Source organism: Escherichia sp. 93.0816 (assembly GCF_013368855.2).
Taxonomy (GTDB): domain Bacteria; phylum Pseudomonadota; class Gammaproteobacteria; order Enterobacterales; family Enterobacteriaceae; genus Escherichia; species Escherichia ruysiae.
On sequence record NZ_JABWNC020000004.1, the window covers coordinates 255,606 to 278,666 of the forward strand.

Below are 23,061 nucleotides of genomic sequence, written 5' to 3' on the forward strand. Positions count from 1 at the left end.
GAAACGCTAAAAACCCCTCATAGCATTGCTGCTATGAGGGGACATACCTTAGAGATAGGTAATCTGGAAGGTGGTATTAGCTTCAAAACCACCCAGGTCCGGCGCGTCAGTCGCACCTACCAGCCAGGCTTTAAAGTTTAAAGTTTGCTTCGGTTTGCCTTTGGAGGTTGCAGTATCTTTTACGATCTGCTGGTTGATACCAACCCCACTTTTGTAAGAGGTTCCTTGTTGATCGCCAATCGCCAGGCTCACGTTGTTAAATGCCGCACCGGTATCGGTATTAAAAATGGTGTAGTAGTTGCCGCTATTCGCCGTAGACACAGTACCGGTGAAAGTAGTGGTCATGGTAGTTTGGGTATCAAACACGCAGTCCTGTAAACGAATCTGGAAATCTTTCGGCGTGGTAGTGCCGTTGTTTTTCAGTTTATCTGCACCGATATTACCCATATCCACTTCCAGTTTGTGATCGTCTGGTACGATAGAGCAAACGGAATCTTCAATGGTGCCGTAAAAACGAGCAGTACCGTTGTTACCTTCTGCGAAAGAAGATGTTGAAGTGAACGCACCCATTACCATTGCTGCTGCAATAGCTGTTTTTACAAACTTACTCATTATTTGTCCTTAAATCATAAATAATTAGAATATAAGCCAACTGAAATATTGACGATAAAATCCCTCAATCTTTCTTCAGCAGCTTTTAACCAACCATTGAATAGGATTTCTGATCCATAAAATACGGGTTGCACGAGATGATATTCTTTGGCGTGGTAGTAATGTTGATATTTTAATGAGGCTGGTTCAATTTAAATTTACTAACAACACTGTGTAGATTTTTTTAAATAATAAACAGGATAAATAATTTCTTGAGAGTTATCTCAAAAAAACCGCAGAACATTTCATCAAAACGGCACAAACACTTTATCCCATGAATGATTTCGGATCATAAAACAGCCAAAAATAAATATGACAATTGTGACTTTATCTTCCCGAAGATATAATATTAATCTTTCTGAATTAATATTATATCAAGACCCAAAAATATCTACTCGTCAATGTCATCCTTTATTTTTTAACACCTCTTTTCGAAAAATAATAACCCATGCAAAAAAGTAACAATTACTTCCATATGTAACTTTGTGAAAATAAATAAGCGCCCTTGCTATAAATGGAAACATTTATTTTTTCACACCAGGACGATTAAACGCATTTAAATAGCAATAATTTCAATACGGTAAGCAAAACTAAGGCCCGACAGCTTACGCCAGCGGGCCTTACACATTCATATCAAATTGCTTTTGCCATCTTCAGATTACACGGGCTCATCTGCCAGTTGAATTGACCTTTTCCGCTTTCATCAAGCGTTACGCTGGCAATGGCCGAGGTGGTAAACATAGGCGGCGTTTCGCCCGGACATAACTCAGCAACCAGATACCCGACTAATGGTAAATGGGAGATCACCAGTACCGAAGCAACACCTTCATTGGTCAACGCCTGTAGATAGGCACTGACCAGGCCAACATCGCCGCAGGGCGTTAACTCCGGCAGAACTTCTGCACTGGAAGGCAGGTTCAGACAATCCCCTACTTCGTCCAGTGTTTGCTCGGCTCGCAGGAACGGGCTCACCAGAACGCGTTCGATTTCCACTTTTTGACCTTTCAGCCAGTTCGCCATCAGGCGAGATTCGTCACAACCGTTAGTGGTCAGAGGACGAACCGAATCACTGGCGGCATCGAGGGCTGCGTCGCCGTGACGCATGATAAAAACTTGCATATTGCACCGCTTTTGTTAACCAGATTCGCCCGTCTTCTTTCATCTGAAACCAGATAAAGAGGACGGTGGCCGGCATTGTGCCTTATCCATTCACCGAATGAAACGCTGTTTTTTACCTCAATGGCGTAAGTATAGTCAATATGTGTTTACATTTTAACCAACACTCCGCCATTCAGCGCGGATTCATATAGCTTTGACCTTCTTATTGCAGGTCAGTTGCAGTTGTTTTCCAAAAACTTTCCCCTCGCTCGCTCATCTCTACTAAACGCTCGCAAGGGGTAAAACGAGAACCATACTGCGTGGTCAGTCGCTGCATTATTGCAACCACTTCACCCGCGCCGAGAGAATCGATATAGCGGAACGGCCCACCAAGAAACGGTGGAAAACCAATGCCAAATACCGCGCCAATGTCCCCGTCACGCACGCTTCGGATAACCTGCTCGTCCAGACAACGTACTGCTTCATTCAGCATCAACATCACGCACCGTCCAGCAACCTGCGGTGCGGAGAGCCGCCCCTGCCCTTGCGCGCCAATCAGCGGGTAAATGGCGGGATCGACCTGTTTTTTGCTTTTACGCCCTTTCTGACCGTAAAGATAGAAACCCCGGTCATTTTTTCTGCCTTTGCGATCGTCGTTCAAAATTGAAGAAACAACATTTGCAGGCGCGCTAAAACGTTCCCCATAAGCTGCTTCCAGTACAGGAATAATTTTAGTCCCGGTGTCGATTCCTACCTCATCCAAAAGTTGGATTGGACCTACCGGAAAACCAAATTTCACCAGCGCGGCATCAATGTGCTCTACCCGCTCACCTTCGGTCAACATGCGGATAGCTTCATTAATGTAAGGCGCTAAGATGCGATTGACGTAAAACCCGGCTTTGTCACGCACGACAATTGGCGTTTTGCCCTGTTTTTTCGCCAGTTTTACCGTAGTGGCGATGGTTTGCGCCGATGTCCCTGCATGAGGAATGATCTCCACCAGCGGCATTTTTTCCACCGGACTGAAGAAATGCAGGCCGATAACTTGCTCTGGTCGCGTGGCGTGAGCGGCGATATCGCCAATCGGTAAAGATGAAGTATTCGAAGCAAAAATGGTATGAGTAGCGCAGTTTTGCTCAACTTCTGCCACCATCTGTTGTTTTAATTCGAGATTTTCAAATACTGCTTCAATAATCAGATCGCGATGAGCAAAGCCGCGATAATCCGTCGTTCCCGAAATTAATGCCAGCTGTTTGTCGCGTTCGCTGGCTTTGAGATGACGACGGCGCACTTTACTCTCCAACTGATCCCAACTGTATTTCAGCGCATGATTAATCCCCTGAGCGTTGATATCTTTAATTCGTACCGGCAGACCCGCTTTACAGGCAGTGACATAAGCAATACCGCCGCCCATCAAGCCGCCGCCTAAAATCCCCACGCTGTTTAAGGGAGCGGGTGCAACATTGCTGCCAGGATCTTTCTTCACATCAGTACTGGCAAAAAAGATATTGCGCAATGCCTTTGATTGCGACGTCATCGCCAGTTCACCAAAGGCTCGTGCTTCAGCGTCATAGCCGCTGCTGGTGCCCTGCGCTAACCCTGTCTCGACAACCTCAAGAATACGTTCCGTCGCCGGGTAGTTGCCCTGGGTTTTCTGTTCTGTTTTTTTGCTTACCATTTTGAATAACAGCGCACGACCTAATGGCCCCGCCATCACACGTTCGCGAACCGGGAGTGTCCGCGAAACCGGACGATCCTGCTTCGCCAGCTCTACAGCGGCTTCCAGTAAAATGGATTGCGGAACGACGTCATCCACCAGCCCCAGCTTTAACGCCTGTTTTGCCCGAAGCTGCTTGCCGGTGAGGATCATCTCTAATGCTGTGCTGACACCTATCAGGCGCGGTAAACGCTGGGTTCCACCTGAACCGGGTAACAACCCAAGCTGAACTTCAGGCAAACCGAGCACCGTTTTAGGATCGTCGGTACAAACACGACCGTGGCACGCTAATGCCAGCTCCAGCCCGCCGCCCAGGCAAGCGCCGTGAATAGCGGCAATAACCGGAACTGGCAAGGCGTGAATTTCCGCCATCAACTGTTGCCCCTGCCGCGCCAGGGCTTCCGCTTCTTGCGCCGTTTTGCAGTTGCCGATCATGTTGATATCCGCGCCGGCAATAAAGTTGTCCGGTTTCGCGGAGATAAACACCACGCCGCGCAGATCTTTATTTTCGCGGAGTTGCTTAATAATGGCGCGCACCTGTGAGGCAAACTCCGCCTTCAGGGTGTTCATTTTCTCACCGGGAACGTCTATGGTGATGATGGCAATGTTGTCCAGACGTATATTGAGGGTAAATGCTGATGCCATTTCCATTATTCCGCCTCCAGAACCATTGCTGCGCCAAGCCCACCGGCAGCACAGGCGGTCACTAAACCAAATCCACCGCCGCGACGGCGAAGTTCATGCAATGTCTGGGTTATCATCCGCGCGCCAGTCGCCGCAAAGGGATGCCCATAAGCTATCGAGCCGCCAAGCACGTTAAATTTGCTGTCGTCCACTTCACCAGTGGCATGTGCGCGCCCCAGCACATCGCGGGCAAAACGTTCGCTACCCAGTAACTGAATATTCGCCAGCGTCTGGGCAGCAAAGGCTTCGTGCATATCAATCAATGTCAGATCGCTCATCGTCAAACCGGCACGTTCCAGCGCCAGCGGTGTTGACCAGGCCGGGCCGAGCAGCATGTCCTGCCAGACATCTATCGCGGTAAATGCATAACTGCGCAGATACCCCAGCGGTAACAACCCTAATTCTTTCGCCCGCGATTCGGTCATCAGGATCACCGCCGCAGCACCATCGGTCAGCGGCGTACTGTTTGCCGCCGTTACCGTTCCGTGTTTGCGATCAAACGCCGGACGCAGCTTTGCGTAATCGGCAAGCGTGGAATTACCGCGAATATTATTATCTTCCGCGAGTGGTTGTTTATAAGGAGGGATAAAGGCGGTCATCACTTCTTCTTTGAGTTTACCGTCCGACCACGCCTGAGCGGCTCGCTGATGCGAACGGTGCGCCAGCGCATCTTGCTGTTCGCGAGTAATACCGTAGGTTTTCGCCATTTGTTCGGCGGTGTCACCCATCCGCAAGCCCGTGGAATATTCTGCTACCGCAGGCGGTACAGGCATTAAGTCACGCAAACGCAGGCGAGAAAAGAGTTTCAGCCGTTGGCTCATTGTGCGTGCTTTGTTGACATCCACCAGCACGCGCGCCAGTTTTTTACTGACGCCAATTGGCAATACGGAAGAGGAATCTGCCCCACCGGCAATCCCCGCTCGGATAGTTCCCGCCATCAGGCTTTCTGCGACGTTTGCCACAGCCTGGAAACTGGTGGCACAGGCACGACTGACGCTGTAAGCATCGGTATGGACGTTCATTCCGGTGCCAAGAACAATTTCACGCGCAATGTTGGGGGCTTCCGGCATTTGCACAACCTGACCAAATACCAGTTGTTCAATCACTTCGGCGGGGATCTCGCTACGAGCAAGCAGTTCTCCGACGACTATCTTCCCCAAATCAACAGCGGGAATGCCATGAAAAGCCGTCGCCTGGCGAGCAAAAGGCGTGCGTAATCCGCTAACGATGGCGATACGATCGCCCTGGCGGGTAACCAGCGGTAAAACCTGACCCATAACACTCCCCTGTAAAAAATATATATAAAGTGGTCTGACCTGATTATAGTCTTAACCATTTTTTTACATTTAGCCAAGTGGAGAAAAGGGAAAGTGGGAGCTATGACACAGAGAGAAAAGAAGAAGAGAAAACAAAACGCCCCTGCCAGTTGCTGGCAGGGGCGTGCGTACCTGAGAGGAATTAACGCAGACCCAGCTGGAAGATCAGCATTTCAGCTTCGCAGGCAAAAGTGAAATCGATATCCAGGCGAACACCGTCAGACTCTTCTGTGAAAGTCGGGGTGATTTTGCAAGGTTCGGATTCCACGCTACGGGCTTTTTCAGTCAGCGCCGCCAGCGTTTGTTCTGCTTCTGCGCGGTTTGCAAACACGCGGCTGTAAGACGCGGTGCAATCGGAGTTGTCCATAATGGTGCCAACATCCATACAGCAGCAAACCGGGGTTTCATCAGCACTACATTTACTCATCGTTGATTTCCTCTGTATGTGCACCCAAGGTGCCAGATAAACGTTGCGGATATTTTACGCTTCCGGAAAGTGCTGCTCCAGTTGTTAATTCTGCAAAATCGGATAAGTGACCGAAATCACACTTAAAAATGATCTAAAACAAAATTCACCCGGATGGATGAGTGCGCCACCTCCAAATTTTGCCAGCTGGATCGCGTTTCTTAGATCATATTTGAAAAAAGATAGAAACATACTTGCAACATCCCATCTGGTCAGACCTATACTCTCGCCACTGGTCTGATTTCTAAGATGTACATCAGCCCCTACACTTCGCGCTCCTGTTACAGCACGTAACATAGTTTGTATAAAAATAAATTATTGAGGTTATGGTCATGAGCCAGAAAACCCTGTTTACAAAGTCTGCTCTCGCAGTCGCAGTGGCACTTATCTCCACCCAGGCCTGGTCGGCAGGCTTTCAGTTAAACGAATTTTCTTCCTCTGGCCTGGGCCGGGCTTACTCAGGGGAAGGCGCAATTGCCGATGATGCCGGTAACGTCAGCCGTAACCCCGCGTTGATTACCATGTTTGACCGCCCGACTTTTTCTGCGGGTGCGGTTTATATTGATCCGGATGTAGATATTACCGGACATTCTAATTTAACCGGTCAGAGTGCAAATGCTAAAAATATCGCACCGACAGCGTGGGTACCTAACCTGCACTTTGTCGCGCCTATTAACGATCAGTTTGGTTGGGGAGCGTCAATAACGTCCAACTACGGCCTGGCTACGGAATTTACCGACAACTACGCTGCTGGTATCTATGGCGGTAAAACCGATCTGCAGACAATCAACCTTAACCTTAGCGGGGCTTATCGCCTTAACAATAGCTGGAGTTTTGGTCTTGGTTTTGATGCTGTTTACGCCAAGGCAAAAATTGAGCGTTACGCCGGTTCGCTGGGACCTTTGTTGTCTCAACAGTTGATTGCCCAGGGTGTACCCGCTTCATTGACCAATGGTATTAATACTCCGGACTCTCAAATTGCTCATCTGAAAGGTGACGAGTGGGGCTTTGGCTGGAACGCGGGTATTCTTTATGAACTGGATAAAGATAACCGTTGGGGCCTGACATATCGTTCAGAAGTTAAAATCGACTTCGAAGGGGATTACAAAAGCTCCATTAACCCAAATCTGAACAACATTTTGGGTAACATGGGCTTGCCGTATGGCACGATGGGTGCAACACAAAATGGATCCTTGACACTCAACCTGCCTGAGATGTGGGAGATTTCTGGTTATAACCGTGTTGCGCCGCAGTGGGCAATTCACTACAGCATGGCCTATACCAGCTGGAGCCAGTTTCAGGAGCTGAAAGCGAAAGGCGATAGTGGTCAGACGCTGTTCTATAAAGATGAAGGATTCCGTGACGCATATCGTATCGCATTGGGTGCAACCTACTATTACGATAAAAACTGGACCTTCCGTACCGGTATCGCCTATGACGACAGCCCGGTTCCGGCGGACAAACGTTCTATTTCCATTCCTGACCAGGATCGCTTGTGGTTAAGTGCTGGGTTAACCTACGCATTTAATGAAGATGCATCCATTGACGTTGGCGCATCTTATATGCATGGTCAGAAAGTGAAATTCACCGAAGGTGAAGGCGCGGCAGCTTATTCCTTCGAGTCTGAAGGTAAAGCCTGGCTGTTCGGGACTAACTTTAACTACGCGTTCTAATAACATGTTCGTTTAATAAGAAAAAAGGTGAGTTTTACGACTCACCTTTTTTATTTGCGGCTTATTCAGAATCGATATCTTTTAAATCATCCTGAATCGCTTGCGCATTCGGGTTTTCTTGTGGTTTGAGTTCACCGCCATTGGCGATGAAATCATGACGCTGGAAGTAAGCCTCGCGCACCATGATATAAGGATCGGAGGACTGGCGAAGCAAGCCGTCAGAATCCAGCAACTGCGCACGAGTTTCGATCCCTTCAAGCGTCCATTTACCCACCGACATAGGCCAGGTCAGCCAGGAAAGAACCGGGTAAAGACTATCTGCCATATCACCGCCGTCATCACGCAGTGTAAAGCTACCGTAGAACGGTAACTGAACATACGGCCCATAGCCCACGCCATAGTGACCGAGCGTACTACCAAAACGGTGAGGTTCAGTCCGTTGCAGCTTCGGATTCGCCATCCCCGCAACATCAATAAAGCCGCCCATACCCAAAATGGTGTTCAGGAAAAAGCGGGTAAAGTGAACCATCCCCTGATAAGGGTCGCCCTGCAAGAAGTAGTTAACCATCACCGCAGGTTCTTCAAGGTTGCCGGTAAAGTTGCTCAAACCGTTACGCGCCGGTTGTGGAACATAATCACGCCAGACGACAGCTACCGGTCGAACCACATACGGGTCTAACACATTGAAGTTAAAATTGTACATGGTGCGGTTGAACCCTTCTAACGGGTCAGAACGCCCTTGCTGATCTGTACCGGAACTCGCACACCCCACCAGAAGCGTAGTTCCCAGAGCAAGCGCCGACAGGCGAAGCTTCATAAATGTCTCCCTGTTTTTTATGGCTTTTTTATGGCTTATGCAGTTTGCCATCCATGACGGAACGATACCGTATCCGCCTGTTTAGGTGTGGGCGATTGTAACAGCACGTCAACTGATGTCCAGACGCCCTGGAATGCTGACTTGATCATAGCCTGGTAATCGCCGCCCTGTAGGCTACTTGATTCTGTAGAAACAGAAAAAGGCAAACGCAGCCTTTTATACATTTTCAGAGTAACTCCCGCCAGTTGCGAGCAAAAAAGCCGCTACGCTTTAGCTATACGTGCTAATTCAAGAGACGACACCATGGACAATGACAAAATAGATAAACACAGCGACGAACTTGAAGTAGAGAGCGAAGAAAAAGAGCGTGGAAAAAAAATAGAAATAGATGAAGACCGGCTCCCCTCCAGAGCGATGGCTATTCACGAACATATCCGCCAGGACGGCGAAAAAGAGCTGGAGCGCGACGCAATGGCGCTACTATGGTCAGCCATTGCGGCGGGTCTGTCGATGGGCGCTTCGTTACTGGCAAAAGGGATATTTCATGTCGAACTGGAAGGTGTGCCGGGGAGTTTTTTGCTGGAGAATCTGGGTTATACCTTTGGTTTTATTATCGTCATTATGGCTCGCCAGCAATTATTTACTGAGAATACCGTAACTGCGGTACTGCCGGTGATGCAAAAACCGACTATCGGCAACATCGGCTTACTGATGCGGTTATGGGGCGTCGTGCTGCTGGGTAATATTCTCGGAACAGGTATTGCGGCGTGGGCGTTTGAGTATATGCCTATCTTTAATGAAGAAACCCGCGATGCGTTTGTCAAAATCGGCATGGGTGTGATGAAAAACACCCCCAGCGAGATGTTTGCCAACGCGATCATCTCCGGCTGGCTTATAGCCACAATGGTATGGATGTTCCCTGCGGCGGGAGCGGCAAAGATTGTAGTAATTATATTGATGACGTGGCTTATCGCACTGGGCGACACTACCCACATCGTCGTCGGTTCTGTAGAGATCCTCTATCTGGTCTTTAACGGCACGCTGCACTGGAGCGATTTCATCTGGCCATTCGCGCTCCCTACTCTGGCGGGAAACATCTGCGGCGGCACCTTCATCTTCGCATTAATGAGCCATGCGCAAATCCGTAACGATATGAGTAACAAGCGTAAAGAAGAGGCACGCCAGAAAGCAGAACATGCGGAAATCATTAAGAAAAATGATAAAAATCCGCTATAAGTGGCGAGGGTTTAAGCAATCGAGCAGCAGTGTACTTACTCCGCTGTTTAATAGCGGTTATACTCATGCCGCATTGTCCTCTTAGTTAAATGGATATAACGAGCCCCTCCTAAGGGCTAATTGCAGGTTCGATTCCTGCAGGGGACACCATTTATTACCGCCTTCCATACCCCACCATAAAGCGGATCATCAAGCCACAAGCTGGGGCAATAAACATAAATATCCCCGTTACCAGCTCATTACCGCCAGTTAACCACATAGTGAAGTAATAAATGAGGGCGGCGAGGATCACCATGCCGAAAAATGAAGAGACAGCAGATACTACATTTAGTACCTGGCCAATATATCCGCTGACACAAACAATACACAGGGCGAGAAACATCCATAAATAAATCATAGCTCAACCTCCTGCCGCGCTAAAAAACCTGTTACTTCAGGTAGTTTAATAGTAAGACAATTCTTAATCGCTGGCAATTTTTGCCAGGTTCTAATAAAAACAAGATGTTAAAAATAGAGCTATCCGGTTCTGAAAAATATTTACTTGGGTGATTAATAATCAGTAGCTGAAAACAATCGGCTGATGATAAAATGGAAGTACCGCATTCATGCTCCTCGTGGTTTTGTCCTGGCTAGTCTTTACACTCTTTACAGGAACCATTGTCGTACATGATGGCCTAATATATTGAGTGTACCGCTGTCGACATGGAATCTTCTGCGATACAACAATTCGTATCTACAGAAGGTAACTATGTTTCCACAACGCAAATTTTCCCGCGAGTTTCTCCATCCTCGCTACTGGCTCACGTGGTTTGGTCTGGGCGTACTCTGGCTTTGGGTACAGCTTCCTTATCCTGTCCTGTGTTTTCTTGGCACACGTATCGGCACGATGGCCAGACCATTTCTGAAACGTCGCGAATCCATCGCCCGCAAAAACCTTGAACTTTGCTTCCCGCAGCATTCATCTGAAGAACGCGAGAAGATGATTGCCGAAAACTTTCGTTCTCTTGGTATGGCTCTGGTAGAAACCGGCATGGCGTGGTTCTGGCCCGATCGTCGCGTGCGTAAATGGTTTGATGTTGAAGGTCTGGATAACCTGCAACGCGCACAAATGCAAAATCGCGGCGTGATGGTCGTCGGCGTACATTTTATGTCTCTGGAACTGGGTGGCCGCGTAATGGGGCTTTGCCAGCCAATGATGGCAACTTATCGTCCGCATAATAATCAATTGATGGAATGGGTGCAGACCCGTGGTCGGATGCGTTCAAATAAAGCGATGATCGGCAGGAATAATCTGCGCGGTATTGTTGGTGCTTTGAAAAAAGGAGAAGCCGTATGGTTCGCTCCCGACCAGGATTATGGTCGTAAAGGAAGCTCCTTCGCTCCGTTCTTTGCGGTAGAAAATGTTGCGACAACCAATGGCACTTACGTATTGTCACGCCTCTCAGGTTCCGCCATGTTGACTGTGACGATGGTACGAAAAGCCGATTACAGCGGATACCGTTTGTATATCACCCCAGAAATGGAAGGCTACCCGACAGATGAAGGTCAGGCTGCGGCTTATATGAACAAGATTATTGAGAAAGAGATTATGCGCGCACCGGAGCAGTATCTCTGGATCCACCGCCGCTTCAAAACGCGTCCGGTGGGTGAAGCGTCGTTATACGTTTAACAAACGACCAGCTCTTCTTCCCTCCTCAAATTAGCCATAATAACCCAATGGTTTTTATGGCTTTTTTCTTAAGGTTTTTCCCTTCGCTGAATCATGAATTATTACTGACAGAAATTAAACTGTCGCCGATATGAGACACTCGTAAGTTACTAAAAGTAAATAAGAAAATGCCACTTGTTTCAATTTAGTTTTAGGCGTACATTAGCGCCGTCTCGAGCAAATCAGCTCAGAATTCTGGGGTGATGCCCACGGCAAAACAGAGGCCTGTTAAGGTCGTTTTCCCGGTGTCAACTCACTGTATCAGCTGTAATGAAGTCATTCAGGCGTAACTGTAATTACGCGGAGAGATGTAAAGTGAAATATTTCTTTATGGGCATTTCTTTTATGGTCATCGTTTGGGCCGGTACTTTTGCCCTGATGATCTAAAAGCAAACTGTGCAACGAAAAACAGGAGCCATCTGGCTCCTGTTTGCTTTTCTGAGAATGCATTTATTCGGCGTTTTCGTGAATATGTTTACTGCTGGCGGGCAGTAAACCGTCGGCGCGGAACATCGCTTTAATCCCGCGTATCGCCTGACGAATACGGTCACGGTTTTCAATCAGCGCAAAGCGTACATGTGTGTCGCCGTAGTCGCCAAAGCCAATCCCCGGAGAGACACAGACCTTCGCTTCGTTAAGCAGCTTTTTGGCAAACTCCAGCGAGCCCATTGCCGCATACGGTTCAGGGATTTTTGCCCAGACATACATCGAAGCCTTCGGCATTTCAACCATCCAGCCCGCTTCATGCAGCCCTTTGACCAGCACATCACGCCGACGTTTATACTGTTCGGCAATATCGCGAACGCACTGTTGATCGCCTTCCAGCGCGGCGATTGCAGCCACCTGCAATGGCGTAAAAGTACCGTAATCGTGGTAGCTTTTGATACGCGCCAGCGCACTGACCAGCGTTTTGTTACCGACCATAAAGCCAATACGCCAGCCTGCCATGTTGTAACTTTTCGACAAGGTAAAGAACTCAACCGCCACGTCACGTGCGCCCGGAACCTGCATGATTGAAGGCGCTTTCCAGCCATCGTAGACGATATCGGCATAGGCCAGGTCGTGAACCACCAGCACATCGTAGCGTTTCGCCAGCGCAACAACCTTTTCGAAGAACTCCAGTTCCACACATTGCGCGGTTGGGTTCGACGGGAAACCGAGGATCATCATCTTCGGTTTCGGATAACTTTCGCGAATTGCGCGTTCCAGTTCATTGAAGAAATCAACACCTTCCACCAGCGGCACTGAACGTACCTGCGCACCGGCAATCACCGCGCCGTAGATATGAATCGGATAACTTGGATTCGGCACCAGCACAGTGTCGCCGTGATCCAGCGTCGCCAGCATCAGGTGCGCCAGCCCCTCTTTCGAGCCAATAGTGACGATGGCTTCTGATTCCGGATCTATCTCAACGTCGTAGCGATCCTGATACCAGCGGGAAATGGCGCGACGCAACCGGGGAATGCCGCGTGAAGTGGAATAGCCGTGTGTGTCCGGGCGCTGCGCCACGGTACAGAGTTTTTCGACGATATGCGGCGGGGTCGCGCCGTCCGGATTCCCCATACTGAAATCGATAATATCTTCGCCACGCCGGCGCGCAGCCATTTTCAGTTCAGCGGTAATGTTAAAAACGTAGGGCGGGAGACGATCAATACGCGTAAAGCGACGTTCAGGGCGAGTGTCAGCCATAATTTCCTCAGATTAACGTGAGCGCCCGGACCGTCCGAGCGACGCTGCCACGATGGGTGGCTGTTTTGAAAATAGCCTGATTAATTTCTGTCTGTCGAGCGTTTTAGCAAAAATTTTTTTCTACCAAAAAAAGAGGAACACCTGTAATAAAACGGGAAATCTTTAATTTCTTCCAGGAAAATTAAACCCACATTAATTAACATTATAATTTCAATAAATTTACTTATTGAGTGTGCATTATCAAGAGATGCATTGCCAATACACCATTTACCTGACAATCCCCTTTTAAAATTGTGGTTTTTCCTCAAAAACGGCCTGCTGGTCATCAGCCTTCAGGTTACCTATCATAGAGGTTTAATCCTTATTCAGAGTCATCCGTGCACGAAATATTCAACATGCTGCTGGCGGTCTTCGATCGGGCAGCGTTAATGCTTATCTGCCTGTTCTTCCTTATTCGTATCCGCCTGTTTCGCGAGTTGTTACACAAGTCGGCGCACTCACCAAAAGAGCTGCTCGCCGTTACCGCCATTTTCTCGCTGTTCGCCCTGTTCAGCACCTGGTCCGGCGTGCCGGTGGAAGGCTCACTGGTTAACGTACGTATTATTGCGGTAATGTCAGGCGGGATTTTATTTGGCCCGTGGGTGGGGATCATTACCGGCGTGATAGCCGGGATTCACCGCTATCTTATTGATATTGGTGGCGTGACGGCGATCCCCTGCTTTATCACCAGTATTCTGGCGGGATGTATATCGGGTTGGATCAACCTGAAAATCCCCAAAGCGCAGCGTTGGCGAGTCGGTATTCTCGGCGGCATGTTGTGTGAAACGTTGACCATGATTCTGGTGATTGTCTGGGCGCCGACCACTGAACTGGGGCTGGACATTGTGTCAAAAATCGGGATTCCGATGATCCTCGGCAGCGTCTGTATCGGTTTTATTGTGCTGCTGGTGCAAAGCGTTGAGGGCGAAAAGGAGGCCAGCGCCGCGCGGCAAGCCAAGCTGGCGCTGGATATCGCCAACAAAACGCTGCCGCTGTTTCGCCATGTCAATAGCGAGTCATTACGCAAGGTCTGCGAAATTATCCGCGATGATATTCACGCCGATGCGGTAGCAATCACCAATACCGATCATGTGCTGGCCTACGTTGGCGTGGGTGAACATAACTATCAAAATGGTGATGACTTTATTAGCCCAACCACACGTCAGGCGATGAATTACGGTAAAATCATCATTAAAAACAATGATGAAGCCCATCGCACACCGGAAATCCACTCAATGCTGGTGATCCCACTTTGGGAGAAAGGAGTCGTTACCGGGACGCTGAAAATTTACTACTGCCACGCACATCAGATCACCTCGTCATTGCAGGAAATGGCGGTCGGTTTGTCGCAAATCATCTCCACGCAACTGGAAGTTTCTCGCGCCGAGCAGCTGCGTGAAATGGCAAATAAGGCAGAGCTTCGCGCCCTGCAAAGCAAAATTAATCCCCATTTTCTGTTTAACGCTCTGAATGCAATCTCCTCATCAATTCGCCTGAATCCGGATACCGCTCGCCAGCTGATCTTTAATCTGTCACGTTATCTGCGCTATAACATTGAATTAAAAGACGATGAGCAAATCGATATCAAAAAAGAGCTGTATCAAATCAAAGACTATATCGCCATTGAGCAGGCCCGCTTTGGCGACAAGCTGACGGTTATCTATGATATTGATGAAGAGGTGAATTGCTGCATTCCCAGCCTGCTGATTCAGCCGCTGGTGGAGAACGCCATTGTCCACGGTATTCAGCCTTGCAAAGGTAAAGGCGTTGTCACTATTAGCGTTGCAGAGTGCGGTAATCGGGTTCGTATTGCGGTGAGAGATACCGGGCACGGTATCGATCCGAAAGTGATTGAGCGGGTCGAAGCGAACGAAATGCCGGGCAATAAAATTGGCCTGCTGAATGTCCATCATCGCGTGAAGTTGTTATATGGCGAGGGGCTGCATATCCGCCGCCTGGAACCAGGAACGGAAATCGCGTTTTACATTCCTAACCAACGCACCCCTGTCGCCTCACAGGCTACGTTATTGCTTTGAGCCGGAGTGATATTGTGAAAGTCATCATTGTTGAAGACGAATTCCTGGCACAACAGGAACTGAGCTGGCTGATTAAAGAGCACAGCCAGATGGAGATTGTCGGCACCTTTGACGACGGTCTGGACGTGTTGAAGTTTTTGCAGCATAACCGCGTCGACGCCATTTTTCTGGATATCAATATTCCGTCGCTGGATGGCGTGCTGCTGGCGCAAAACATCAGCCAGTTTGCCCATAAACCGTTTATTGTTTTTATCACCGCGTGGAAAGAACATGCGGTAGAAGCGTTTGAACTGGAGGCGTTTGACTACATTCTCAAACCGTATCAGGAGTCACGCATCACCGGGATGCTGCAAAAACTGGAAGCGGCCTGGCAGCAACAGCAAACCAGCAGTACGCCTGCCACAACAGTAACGCGTGAGAATGACACCATTAATCTGGTGAAAGATGAGCGAATTATCGTTACGCCAATTAATGATATCTATTACGCCGAAGCGCACGAGAAAATGACCTTTGTTTATACGCGGCGTGAATCCTACGTAATGCCGATGAACATTACCGAATTTTGCAGCAAACTGCCGCCGTCGCATTTTTTCCGCTGCCATCGCTCATTTTGTGTCAATCTGAACAAAATCCGCGAGATCGAACCATGGTTTAATAACACCTACATTCTGCGACTGAAAGATCTGGATTTTGAAGTGCCAGTCAGCCGCAGCAAAGTAAAAGAATTCCGCCAGTTAATGCATCTTTAATCGGGAACTTTCATGAAAGCACCAGGCTTGCCCGCCGATCAACAATTTTTCGCCGATCTGTTCAGCGGCCTGGTGCTTAACCCGCAACTACTGGGGCGCGTCTGGTTTGCCAGCCAGCCTGCCTCGTTGCCGGTGGGCAGTTTATGTATTGATTTTCCCCGTCTGGATATCGTGCTGCGCGGCGAATACGGCAATCTGCTGGAAGCAAAGCAGCAACGTTTGGTGGAAGGAGAAATGCTGTTTATTCCGGCGCGCGCGGCTAATTTACCGATCAACAACAAACCGGTGATGCTGTTAAGCCTGGTGTTCGCACCAACCTGGCTTGGGTTATCGTATTACGATAGCCGCACCACGTCGTTACTGCATCCGGTTCGTCAGATCCAGCTTCCAAGTCTACAACGCGGTGAAGGTGAAGCGATGCTCACCGCCCTCACCCATCTCAGCCGTTCGCCGCTGGAGCAGAATATCATTCAGCCACTGGTGTTAAGTTTGCTGCATCTTTGCCGCAACGTGGCGAATATGCCGCCGGGCAATTCACAGCCGCGCGGGGATTTTCTCTATCACAGCATTTGTAACTGGGTTCAGGATAACTACGCCCAGCCGCTCACCCGCGAGAGCGTAGCGCAGTTTTTTAATATCACGCCCAATCATCTGTCAAAACTGTTTGCTCAGCATGGAACGATGCGTTTTATCGAGTATGTTCGCTGGGTGCGAATGGCGAAGGCGAGGATGATTTTGCAGAAATATCATCTGCCCATTCATGAAGTGGCAGAGCGTTGCGGTTTCCCGGACAGCGACTATTTTTGTCGCGTCTTCCGGCGTCAGTTTGGCCTGACGCCGGGAGAGTACAGCGCCCGTTTTCAGGGCTAACTTTAGAAGGTTAATTCCGTTTCCAGCAGCGTCAGGATGCTTTGTGCGTCTTGCGCGGCGAACAGCGACTGGCGGAAGTTTTTATTCACCAGTTTGCGCGCCAGCTGCGAGAAGACTTTCACATGGTTCATCCCTTCGCTAGCGCCCAGCGTCAGCATGATCACCAGTTCGACTTCGCCCATTTCTGACTGCCAGTCAACCGGTTTCACCAGCCGGGCAATACTGATACTGGAATGACGGATCCACTGAGATTTAGTGTGCGGGATCGCCACGCCAAAACCAACGCCAGTAGTCACAATCTCTTCCCGCTGCCAGACATCTTCTTCCAGCTCAAACGGATGTTCAGTACGCCCGTTGACGCCAAGGTTGCCGCACAGGAACTGGATCGCCTGCTCTTTATTGATAAAGGCCTGATCAACAAAGATATTCTCCAGCGCCAGCAGCGGACGAACGTCTTCTTCCGGCGTAAACGCGGTGAGTAACGCTTCAATTTCCTGCGCGCTGCGACATTCACATGCCTGACGTGCCAGTTCCCGACACGCCTCGCTATCCAGTTGACGCAACTGGCTTTTCACCGCCGGAATGCGTGGGCTACTCATGCTTAACTCATCCAGACCCAGCCCAAGCAGTAGCGGCAGGTAACGGCTTTCACCGCCCAGTTCACCGCAAATGCCTACCCATTTACCCCGCTGATGAGCTGTGGTAACAATCTGCTGCAACATGCGCAGGAACGATGGCGTAATCGGGTTATACAGCGGCGATACGCGCGGGTTATTACGATCGACCGCATACAGATACTGGGTCATATCGTTGGAGCCGATACTGAAGAAATCGACCTCATCGCAGAAGTGATCGATGATGTAGCACACCGACGGCACTTCCACCATGATACCCAGCGTAATCGTCTCTGCATGACGCAGGCCATCGCGCTTAAGCTCAACGATCGCTTTTTGGATCTCGCCCTTCACCCATAAGATCTGATCGAGGCTGTGGACCATCGGGATCATCAACTGGGCGTTGCCGAAACTGGCGGCGCGCAAAATGGCCCGCAGTTGAGTGCGGAACAGGCCAGCAAATTCCGGGTAAATACGTACCGCACGATAGCCGAGGAACGGGTTCTCTTCCTGGGGAATGTTGAGATATGGAATGCTTTTATCGCCGCCGATGTCCATCGTGCGGAAAATAATCGGCTTGTCGCCCGCCGCCAGTAACACCTGCTGGTAGGCTTCAAACTGTTCCTGCTCGTCTGGCGCGCTGTCGCGATCCATATACAGCATTTCGGTACGGAACAGCCCGACGCCTTCCGCGCCATTGGCAAACGCACCAGGGGCTTCCAGAGCGGTGCCAATATTCGCGGCGATATCAATTCGCTTGTTATCACGGGAATAGGCCAGCTGCGCGGCGGCCTGCGCCTGTTGCTGCTGACGTTTATCCGCCAGCGTCTGCGCGACCTGGTAATAACCGCTCACCGCGTCATCAGGATTAATCGCCAGCACGCCGCACTGGGCGTCAAGCACCGCCGGTTGCCCGGCATAACGGGCTATCGCATCCAGCGGCAGGCCGCTCAGTACCGGGATCGCCGAAGCTCGCGCCAGAATCAGGGTATGCGAGGTGCGCCCGGTTTTCTCCAGAATCATGCCCGCAAGATTTTTTAAATCGAGGCTCAAAAACTGGCTTGGAGTTAAATCTTCTGCGACCAGAATGGTCGGTTTTTCAAGCAGCAGATTATTGCGCGGTTTCAACTCCGGCCAGGTGATATGCAGCAACTGTTCGCTGATATCACGAATATCACTAACTCGCTCACGCAGATAATCGCTGGCAGAAGCAGAAAGTTTGTCGCAAACCTGCTCCATATTGCTGACGATCGCCGCCCCCAGCCCCTGATGCTGTTCCGCCATCAGACGACGGATATTGCCCGCGAACTCATCATCCTGAATCAGCGACAAATGGGCGCTAAGAATGGTTTTACTTTCGCCGTCACGCTCACGCAGTTGCTGGTTCAGTTGCTCGGCAAGCGTTGCCAGGCTGTGTTCCAGGCGAGTGGAGTCTTGCACACTGGCAGGGATCGCCCGATAACTGTCGAGGCTGTCGCTCTGCAACAACGTTAACGAACCAACGCCGACGCCGCTCGCCAGCACGTTACCGTACAGCAAATCAGGGTTAAGGCGGCTTAATGAACGCGGCAGCGGATGCGCCGTCAGTTCTGCCTGCGTCGGCTGAACGCTGTCGCTGTCGATAAAGCGCACCTGGATGTACTCTTCCAGCACGCGCCGCGCCTGCTCTTCATCGCTGCCGCTAATGTTCAGGCTGCAACTGTCATTAAATAAAGTGCCGGTGCCAATCAGCGCCAGCGAGCTTTTGGCATCGGCCTTTGCGTTCTGGCGATGGTTAATAAAAGTGATTTCGCTTTGCCACTGGCTGCACTGCTCTTTAAGTTCCCACGCCGGACGAGCATGTAGACCGTTAGGCAAAGGACAGAGAAATTGAATCGTTAACATAACCGCTCCGGGTTAATCAGGAGATCATCTGAAATCCGTCAGTTGAACAACCGTCTCACGCGTAAGACGTTGAATAAGGGCAGATAAAAGCTGCTGCATCTGCAAGATGTCGCGGCAGTCGGCAATCGATGCGGCGCAATGTCCATGGCGGGTTGCTGGCCCCATCACCACTGTGGGTACGCCAGTACCGGTTAAGTGAACCGCTCCACCGTCCGTGCCGCCGTTACTGAACATATCCGCCTGTAACGGCACGCCAATTTCTGCCGCCACGGTTTCGATCCAGGCGGTGAGTTTTGGCGGCGCAATCAGTGACTTGTCGCTTAACACCAGCATCGGGCCGTTACCAATCTGGCGATGGTTAGCCGCGCCATAATCAAAGTTTTTCGCCCAGCAGGCGGTATCAAGCACAATGGCGACGTCCGGCGACACCGCGCGGGTGGCAGTTTGCCCGCCGCGTAATCCCACCTCTTCGCTGGAACTTGCCACCAGCCACACTTCCGCAGGCAGTTCGGCGTCGTGCAGCTCACGTAGTAACGTCATCAGCAGATAGCAACCGAGGCGGTCATCAAAAGCTTTCCCCATCACTCGCTGGTGGGGGAGAACCTGAAAAGTTGTATCAAACGTGACGCGATCGCCTGGACGAATTCCCGCCTGCATCACTTCGTCATACGAGCGCGCACCAATGTCCACGCGCATGGCGCTGACATCATTCCCCTGCCGGTCGCCGTCAAGCAGGCCGGGAATTTTGCACTCTTCACGGGTGGTGATGCGCACCGGCTGCAACTGGCGGGCAGCCATGCGCACGTTGCCAACCGGCAGCACGTCAATAGCGCCTTCGCGGGAGATGCTACGCACCATAAACCCCACTTCATCCATATGGGCGCAAATCATCACCTTCGGCCCCGTCGATTCATTGAGGCGGATCAGCACCGATCCCAGACCGTCAAATCGCACTTCTTTTTGCAGGCGATCCGCTTCATCCAGCAGGATCTGCCGCACTTCCTGTTCCGAGGAGGCGATCGCATCTGCCTCGCTCAACGCTTTTAATAGCGATAAATCCATTATGCATCTCCCGTGAGCAACACTGTTTTCGGCATGGTGTAGAGCACTTCTGCGCCTTGCGGGGTAACCAGCACGACATCTTCGATGCGTACCCCACCTTGTCCTGGCAAATAAATCCCCGGCTCTACGGTCAGTAACATGCCTGGCTGGAGCATCGTGGTATCACGTGGTGAAAAACGCGGATCTTCATGAACGTCAATGCCGATAGCATGGCCGGTGTTATGACCGAAATACTCGCTAAAACCTGCCTCTGTAATCACCCGGCGCGCGGCGTCGTCAACCTGCTGGCAACGCACGCCGGGGCGAATCGCGGAGATTGCCGCCTGCTGCGCTTGCAGGACAATCTGATACACACCAAACAGCGGGTGAGATTCGGCGCTCACCCCTTCGCCATTAACCAGGAAGGTGCGCGTCATATCAGAGCAGTAGCCCTGATACAGCGCACCAAAATCGAGGGTGACAAACTCGCCCGCTGCAACCACTTTGTCGCTGGCTTTACCGTGCGGTAGCGCCCCACGCCAGCCGCTGGCGACAATGGTGTCAAAAGAGGCTTTTTCTGCGCCCTGCTGGCGTATAAACCACTCCAGTTCAGCGGCTATCTCGCGCTCGCTCATCCCCGCCTGAATAAAGCGGCGAATATGCTCCGCTCCGCGATCGGCAATCCCACAGGCGAGGCGGATTTTCTCCACCTCCTCTGGCGTTTTGATTTGCCGCAGCACATCCGGCGTGGCGCTTACCAGTTTCGCATTGAGTTCAGACTGCCAGCGGTGCGCGGTTTCCCAACTCACCTGCTGGCCTTCAAAACCGAGCGTTTGCAACTGCTCATCGGCAATGATTTCATTGACGATGGTTGCCAGCGTGTGCGTCGCGTCAAGCAAATGTAGCTGGTAGCCTTGCGCACGAGCTTCCACCTCCACGTAATAGCGCGAATCCACCAGAATGTGCGCGCTCTCACGGCTAATCACCACATAGCCTGATCCGGTGGAGATCCCCAGATGCGGCTGTTTGTTCTGTCGTGAGGAGAGAAGCACCGCATCCAGTTGTTGCGCCTTAAGCCAGTCACGCAGCGAAGCGAGTAATGTCATCTGGATTTTCCTTCTTACAGGCTATCGATTAACAATTTGCCTTTGCGGAACATCATCAGACGCAGGAACACCACCATCAGCGCGGTAATGATTGCCCCCAGCGCGATCCCCGCCATGTAGACGCCCAGATTAGTCACCAGCGGCCACGCCCAGATTGCTGATTCAGGGAACCATTGCACTGCCCCCAGCCAGACAGCAGCGGTGGAGCCGACAATCGCACCGACCATATAGGACGGAATTGCGGTGATGGGGCTTTCCAGCGCAAACGGAATCGCACCTTCACTGATCCCCATAAACGCCAGGAACATCGCGGTTTTACCCTGCGGATAAAGCTGGGCGTTGAACAGGCGTTTGCCGGTTAAACGACGGTCGATAATGGTCGCCAGACCCAGACCAATCGGCGGAATAACGATTGCGATAGAACGCGCGGTAACCGGTAATACGTGGTCAGTCGTAAAGCTGAAAGCAACGAAACCTGCTGCTTTGTTGATTGGGCCACCGAGGTCGATTGCGGTCGCTGCTGCGATGCCCATCGCATACATCAGCGCACCCTTCTCACCTGCGGCGGTCAATACAGCACGGATCCCACCGTTGATCCAACCGCCAAATGGGGTGATGACGTAATACATCGCCAGCATGACAAAAATGGCGGAAAGAATCGGTAGCAAAAATGTGGTTTTGAACGCTAACAGGAAATCCGGTAACTGGATTTTCTGGTTCATCCACTTCACGAGATAACCCGCAACGATGGAAATAATCAGCGCACCAATGAAGGTAGACGGCACTGGTGAAGAGGTCGCCCACTGCATGGTACTGGGATCAAAGTTCAGCAGTTGCGTTGGCTGGGTAGACATTAACCCGCCGATAAACCCAGCCGGGAACGCCAGTTTGCCGCCGATAGAGTTCGCCACAAAAGCGGCAAACATCGGAATGGCAAAACCAAACAACACGCCGCCGAAGGACTGCGACAGCCAGGCAAATTTCAGTAAGGAGAGGTCGAAACCGGAAAATTTCCCGCTATTAAGTGCATCCATAATGCCAATGTCAGCGGGAATTTTTAGCCAGCTATAAGCAATCAGCTGGCTGAAAGCGAGGATCACGCCGCCCATAATTAAGGTCGGCACCATGCGTGAAATCCCTGACATCACATGCTGCGGAAGTTCACCCCAGAAGCTGCTTTTAGAGGCCTGCGGATTCTTAATTGCCGCTGCCGCACCGGATGCGCCAGGCACAACGGTTGCACTGCGTTTTTTAATGGCCATAACAATTATCCCTGTCGAAAATTACGGTTGTTCAGCGGCAATCATCTCTTCGATTTCTTTGATGATGCCCGCAGCGTTTTTAATTGCGTCCTGCAAAGTGATTTCATAAACGTCGCGGGATTCGAAACGTTCGTTATCTTCCGGGGTAACAGCTACGGAGTGGATGATGATGGTTGCTTCGGCGATATCCTGCGCCGTCAGGCGATTCTGGATGCCGTCTGCGCCCTGGGTTTCAATCTTCACTTCATAACCGGCTTCTACCGCCGCTTCTTCCAGCGCCTGAGCGGCCATAAAGGTGTGAGCCAGGCCCATTGGGCAGGCACATAAGGCAATCAGTTTCTTACTCATCGTTATTTCCTCGTTCGTTTATAGTTGACGAATGAAATTATGAACGTGCAAAACAAA

The 23,061-nt window shown here is 50.6% G+C and carries 20 protein-coding genes and 1 tRNA gene; 8 read left to right on the forward strand and 13 right to left on the reverse strand.

The window, feature by feature from the left end; all coding sequences use genetic code 11:
• Positions 1 to 48 precede the first annotated feature (48 nt).
• The 5 genes from HEM79_RS07430 to HEM79_RS07450 all read right to left on the reverse strand — a co-directional run bounded on the left by HEM79_RS07430 (position 49) and on the right by HEM79_RS07450 (position 5,893).
• Entirely contained in the window at positions 49 to 612 is a 564-nt protein-coding gene (locus HEM79_RS07430) for a fimbrial protein (RefSeq protein ID WP_176242358.1), read from the reverse strand.
• Between the two features lie 672 nt (positions 613 to 1,284).
• Positions 1,285 to 1,770 (reverse strand): phosphohistidine phosphatase SixA, encoded by a 486-nt coding sequence (gene sixA, locus HEM79_RS07435; protein WP_001195811.1) that lies wholly within the window; start codon positions 1,768 to 1,770, stop codon positions 1,285 to 1,287.
• 202 nt (positions 1,771 to 1,972) lie between these two features.
• On the reverse strand, positions 1,973 to 4,117 hold the full coding sequence (fadJ, locus tag HEM79_RS07440) for a fatty acid oxidation complex subunit alpha FadJ (RefSeq protein WP_176242360.1): 2,145 nt from the start codon (positions 4,115 to 4,117) through the stop codon (positions 1,973 to 1,975).
• Entirely contained in the window at positions 4,117 to 5,427 is a 1,311-nt protein-coding gene (gene fadI, locus HEM79_RS07445) for an acetyl-CoA C-acyltransferase FadI (RefSeq protein WP_176242362.1), read from the reverse strand. The genes fadJ and fadI overlap by 1 nt, the downstream gene beginning before the upstream one ends.
• Positions 5,428 to 5,608: 181 nt before the next feature.
• Positions 5,609 to 5,893: a YfcZ/YiiS family protein gene (locus tag HEM79_RS07450; protein ID WP_001296261.1), complete on the reverse strand. Its 285-nt coding sequence runs from the start codon at positions 5,891 to 5,893 to the stop codon at positions 5,609 to 5,611.
• A 371-nt stretch (positions 5,894 to 6,264) separates the two neighbouring features.
• Between HEM79_RS07450 and fadL the strand changes: the two genes are divergently transcribed.
• Positions 6,265 to 7,605, forward strand: coding sequence for a long-chain fatty acid transporter FadL (gene fadL / locus HEM79_RS07455; RefSeq protein WP_010355469.1), 1,341 nt, complete (start codon positions 6,265 to 6,267; stop codon positions 7,603 to 7,605).
• A 61-nt stretch (positions 7,606 to 7,666) separates the two neighbouring features.
• Here fadL and mlaA read toward each other — a convergent pair whose 3' ends face one another.
• Complete coding sequence (mlaA, locus tag HEM79_RS07460) at positions 7,667 to 8,422, reverse strand: phospholipid-binding lipoprotein MlaA (RefSeq protein WP_000776783.1); 756 nt, start codon at positions 8,420 to 8,422, stop codon at positions 7,667 to 7,669.
• A gap of 303 nt (positions 8,423 to 8,725) precedes the next feature.
• Between mlaA and HEM79_RS07465 the strand changes: the two genes are divergently transcribed.
• Complete coding sequence (locus HEM79_RS07465) at positions 8,726 to 9,658, forward strand: formate/nitrite transporter family protein (RefSeq protein ID WP_000368111.1); 933 nt, start codon at positions 8,726 to 8,728, stop codon at positions 9,656 to 9,658.
• A gap of 75 nt (positions 9,659 to 9,733) precedes the next feature.
• Positions 9,734 to 9,808: transfer RNA gene (locus HEM79_RS07470), tRNA-Arg, on the forward strand.
• Positions 9,809 to 9,812: 4 nt separating this feature from the next.
• Here HEM79_RS07470 and HEM79_RS07475 read toward each other — a convergent pair.
• On the reverse strand, positions 9,813 to 10,055 hold the full coding sequence (locus HEM79_RS07475) for a YfdY family protein (protein ID WP_000639882.1): 243 nt from the start codon (positions 10,053 to 10,055) through the stop codon (positions 9,813 to 9,815).
• 351 nt (positions 10,056 to 10,406) lie between these two features.
• Here HEM79_RS07475 and lpxP point away from each other — a divergent pair, with 351 nt between their 5' ends.
• Positions 10,407 to 11,327 carry a kdo(2)-lipid IV(A) palmitoleoyltransferase gene (gene lpxP, locus HEM79_RS07480; protein ID WP_000484421.1) on the forward strand — a complete coding sequence of 307 codons (921 nt, stop codon included), beginning with the start codon at positions 10,407 to 10,409 and terminating at the stop codon, positions 11,325 to 11,327.
• 354 nt (positions 11,328 to 11,681) lie between these two features.
• On the forward strand, positions 11,682 to 11,753 hold the full coding sequence (gene ypdK / locus HEM79_RS22595; RefSeq protein WP_010723117.1) for a membrane protein YpdK: 72 nt from the start codon (positions 11,682 to 11,684) through the stop codon (positions 11,751 to 11,753).
• Positions 11,754 to 11,816: 63 nt separating this feature from the next.
• Here ypdK and alaC read toward each other — a convergent pair whose 3' ends face one another.
• Entirely contained in the window at positions 11,817 to 13,055 is a 1,239-nt protein-coding gene (gene alaC / locus HEM79_RS07490; RefSeq protein WP_000785931.1) for an alanine transaminase, read from the reverse strand.
• A gap of 377 nt (positions 13,056 to 13,432) precedes the next feature.
• Between alaC and ypdA the strand changes: the two genes are divergently transcribed.
• From ypdA to HEM79_RS07505, 3 genes are read left to right on the forward strand one after another with little or no spacing between them, the layout of a single operon-like run.
• On the forward strand, positions 13,433 to 15,130 hold the full coding sequence (gene ypdA, locus HEM79_RS07495; RefSeq protein ID WP_000544385.1) for a two-component system sensor histidine kinase YpdA: 1,698 nt from the start codon (positions 13,433 to 13,435) through the stop codon (positions 15,128 to 15,130).
• 14 nt (positions 15,131 to 15,144) lie between these two features.
• The gene (ypdB, locus tag HEM79_RS07500; RefSeq protein ID WP_001298580.1) at positions 15,145 to 15,879 is read left to right on the forward strand and encodes a two-component system response regulator YpdB; all 735 of its coding nucleotides are present in this window, start codon (positions 15,145 to 15,147) and stop codon (positions 15,877 to 15,879) included.
• 12 nt (positions 15,880 to 15,891) lie between these two features.
• Positions 15,892 to 16,749 carry an AraC family transcriptional regulator gene (locus HEM79_RS07505; protein WP_176242363.1) on the forward strand — a complete coding sequence of 286 codons (858 nt, stop codon included), beginning with the start codon at positions 15,892 to 15,894 and terminating at the stop codon, positions 16,747 to 16,749.
• Between the two features lie 2 nt (positions 16,750 to 16,751).
• Here HEM79_RS07505 and ptsP read toward each other — a convergent pair whose 3' ends face one another.
• Genes ptsP through HEM79_RS07530 form a run of 5 tightly spaced genes read right to left on the reverse strand, consistent with a single transcriptional unit; the run spans position 16,752 to position 23,004 of the window.
• Positions 16,752 to 19,247: a phosphoenolpyruvate--protein phosphotransferase gene (gene ptsP, locus HEM79_RS07510; protein WP_176242366.1), complete on the reverse strand. Its 2,496-nt coding sequence runs from the start codon at positions 19,245 to 19,247 to the stop codon at positions 16,752 to 16,754.
• A gap of 24 nt (positions 19,248 to 19,271) precedes the next feature.
• On the reverse strand, positions 19,272 to 20,309 hold the full coding sequence (gene ypdE, locus HEM79_RS07515) for an aminopeptidase (protein WP_176242368.1): 1,038 nt from the start codon (positions 20,307 to 20,309) through the stop codon (positions 19,272 to 19,274).
• A complete protein-coding gene (gene ypdF, locus HEM79_RS07520; protein ID WP_176242370.1) occupies positions 20,309 to 21,394 on the reverse strand; it encodes an aminopeptidase in 1,086 nt (361 codons plus the stop codon). Before ypdF ends, ypdE begins: the two co-directional genes overlap by 1 nt.
• 14 nt (positions 21,395 to 21,408) lie before the next feature.
• Positions 21,409 to 22,656, reverse strand: coding sequence for a PTS fructose transporter subunit IIC (locus HEM79_RS07525; protein ID WP_000985310.1), 1,248 nt, complete (start codon positions 22,654 to 22,656; stop codon positions 21,409 to 21,411).
• Between the two features lie 21 nt (positions 22,657 to 22,677).
• Entirely contained in the window at positions 22,678 to 23,004 is a 327-nt protein-coding gene (locus HEM79_RS07530) for a PTS fructose transporter subunit IIB (RefSeq protein ID WP_000038454.1), read from the reverse strand.
• Positions 23,005 to 23,061 lie beyond the last annotated feature (57 nt).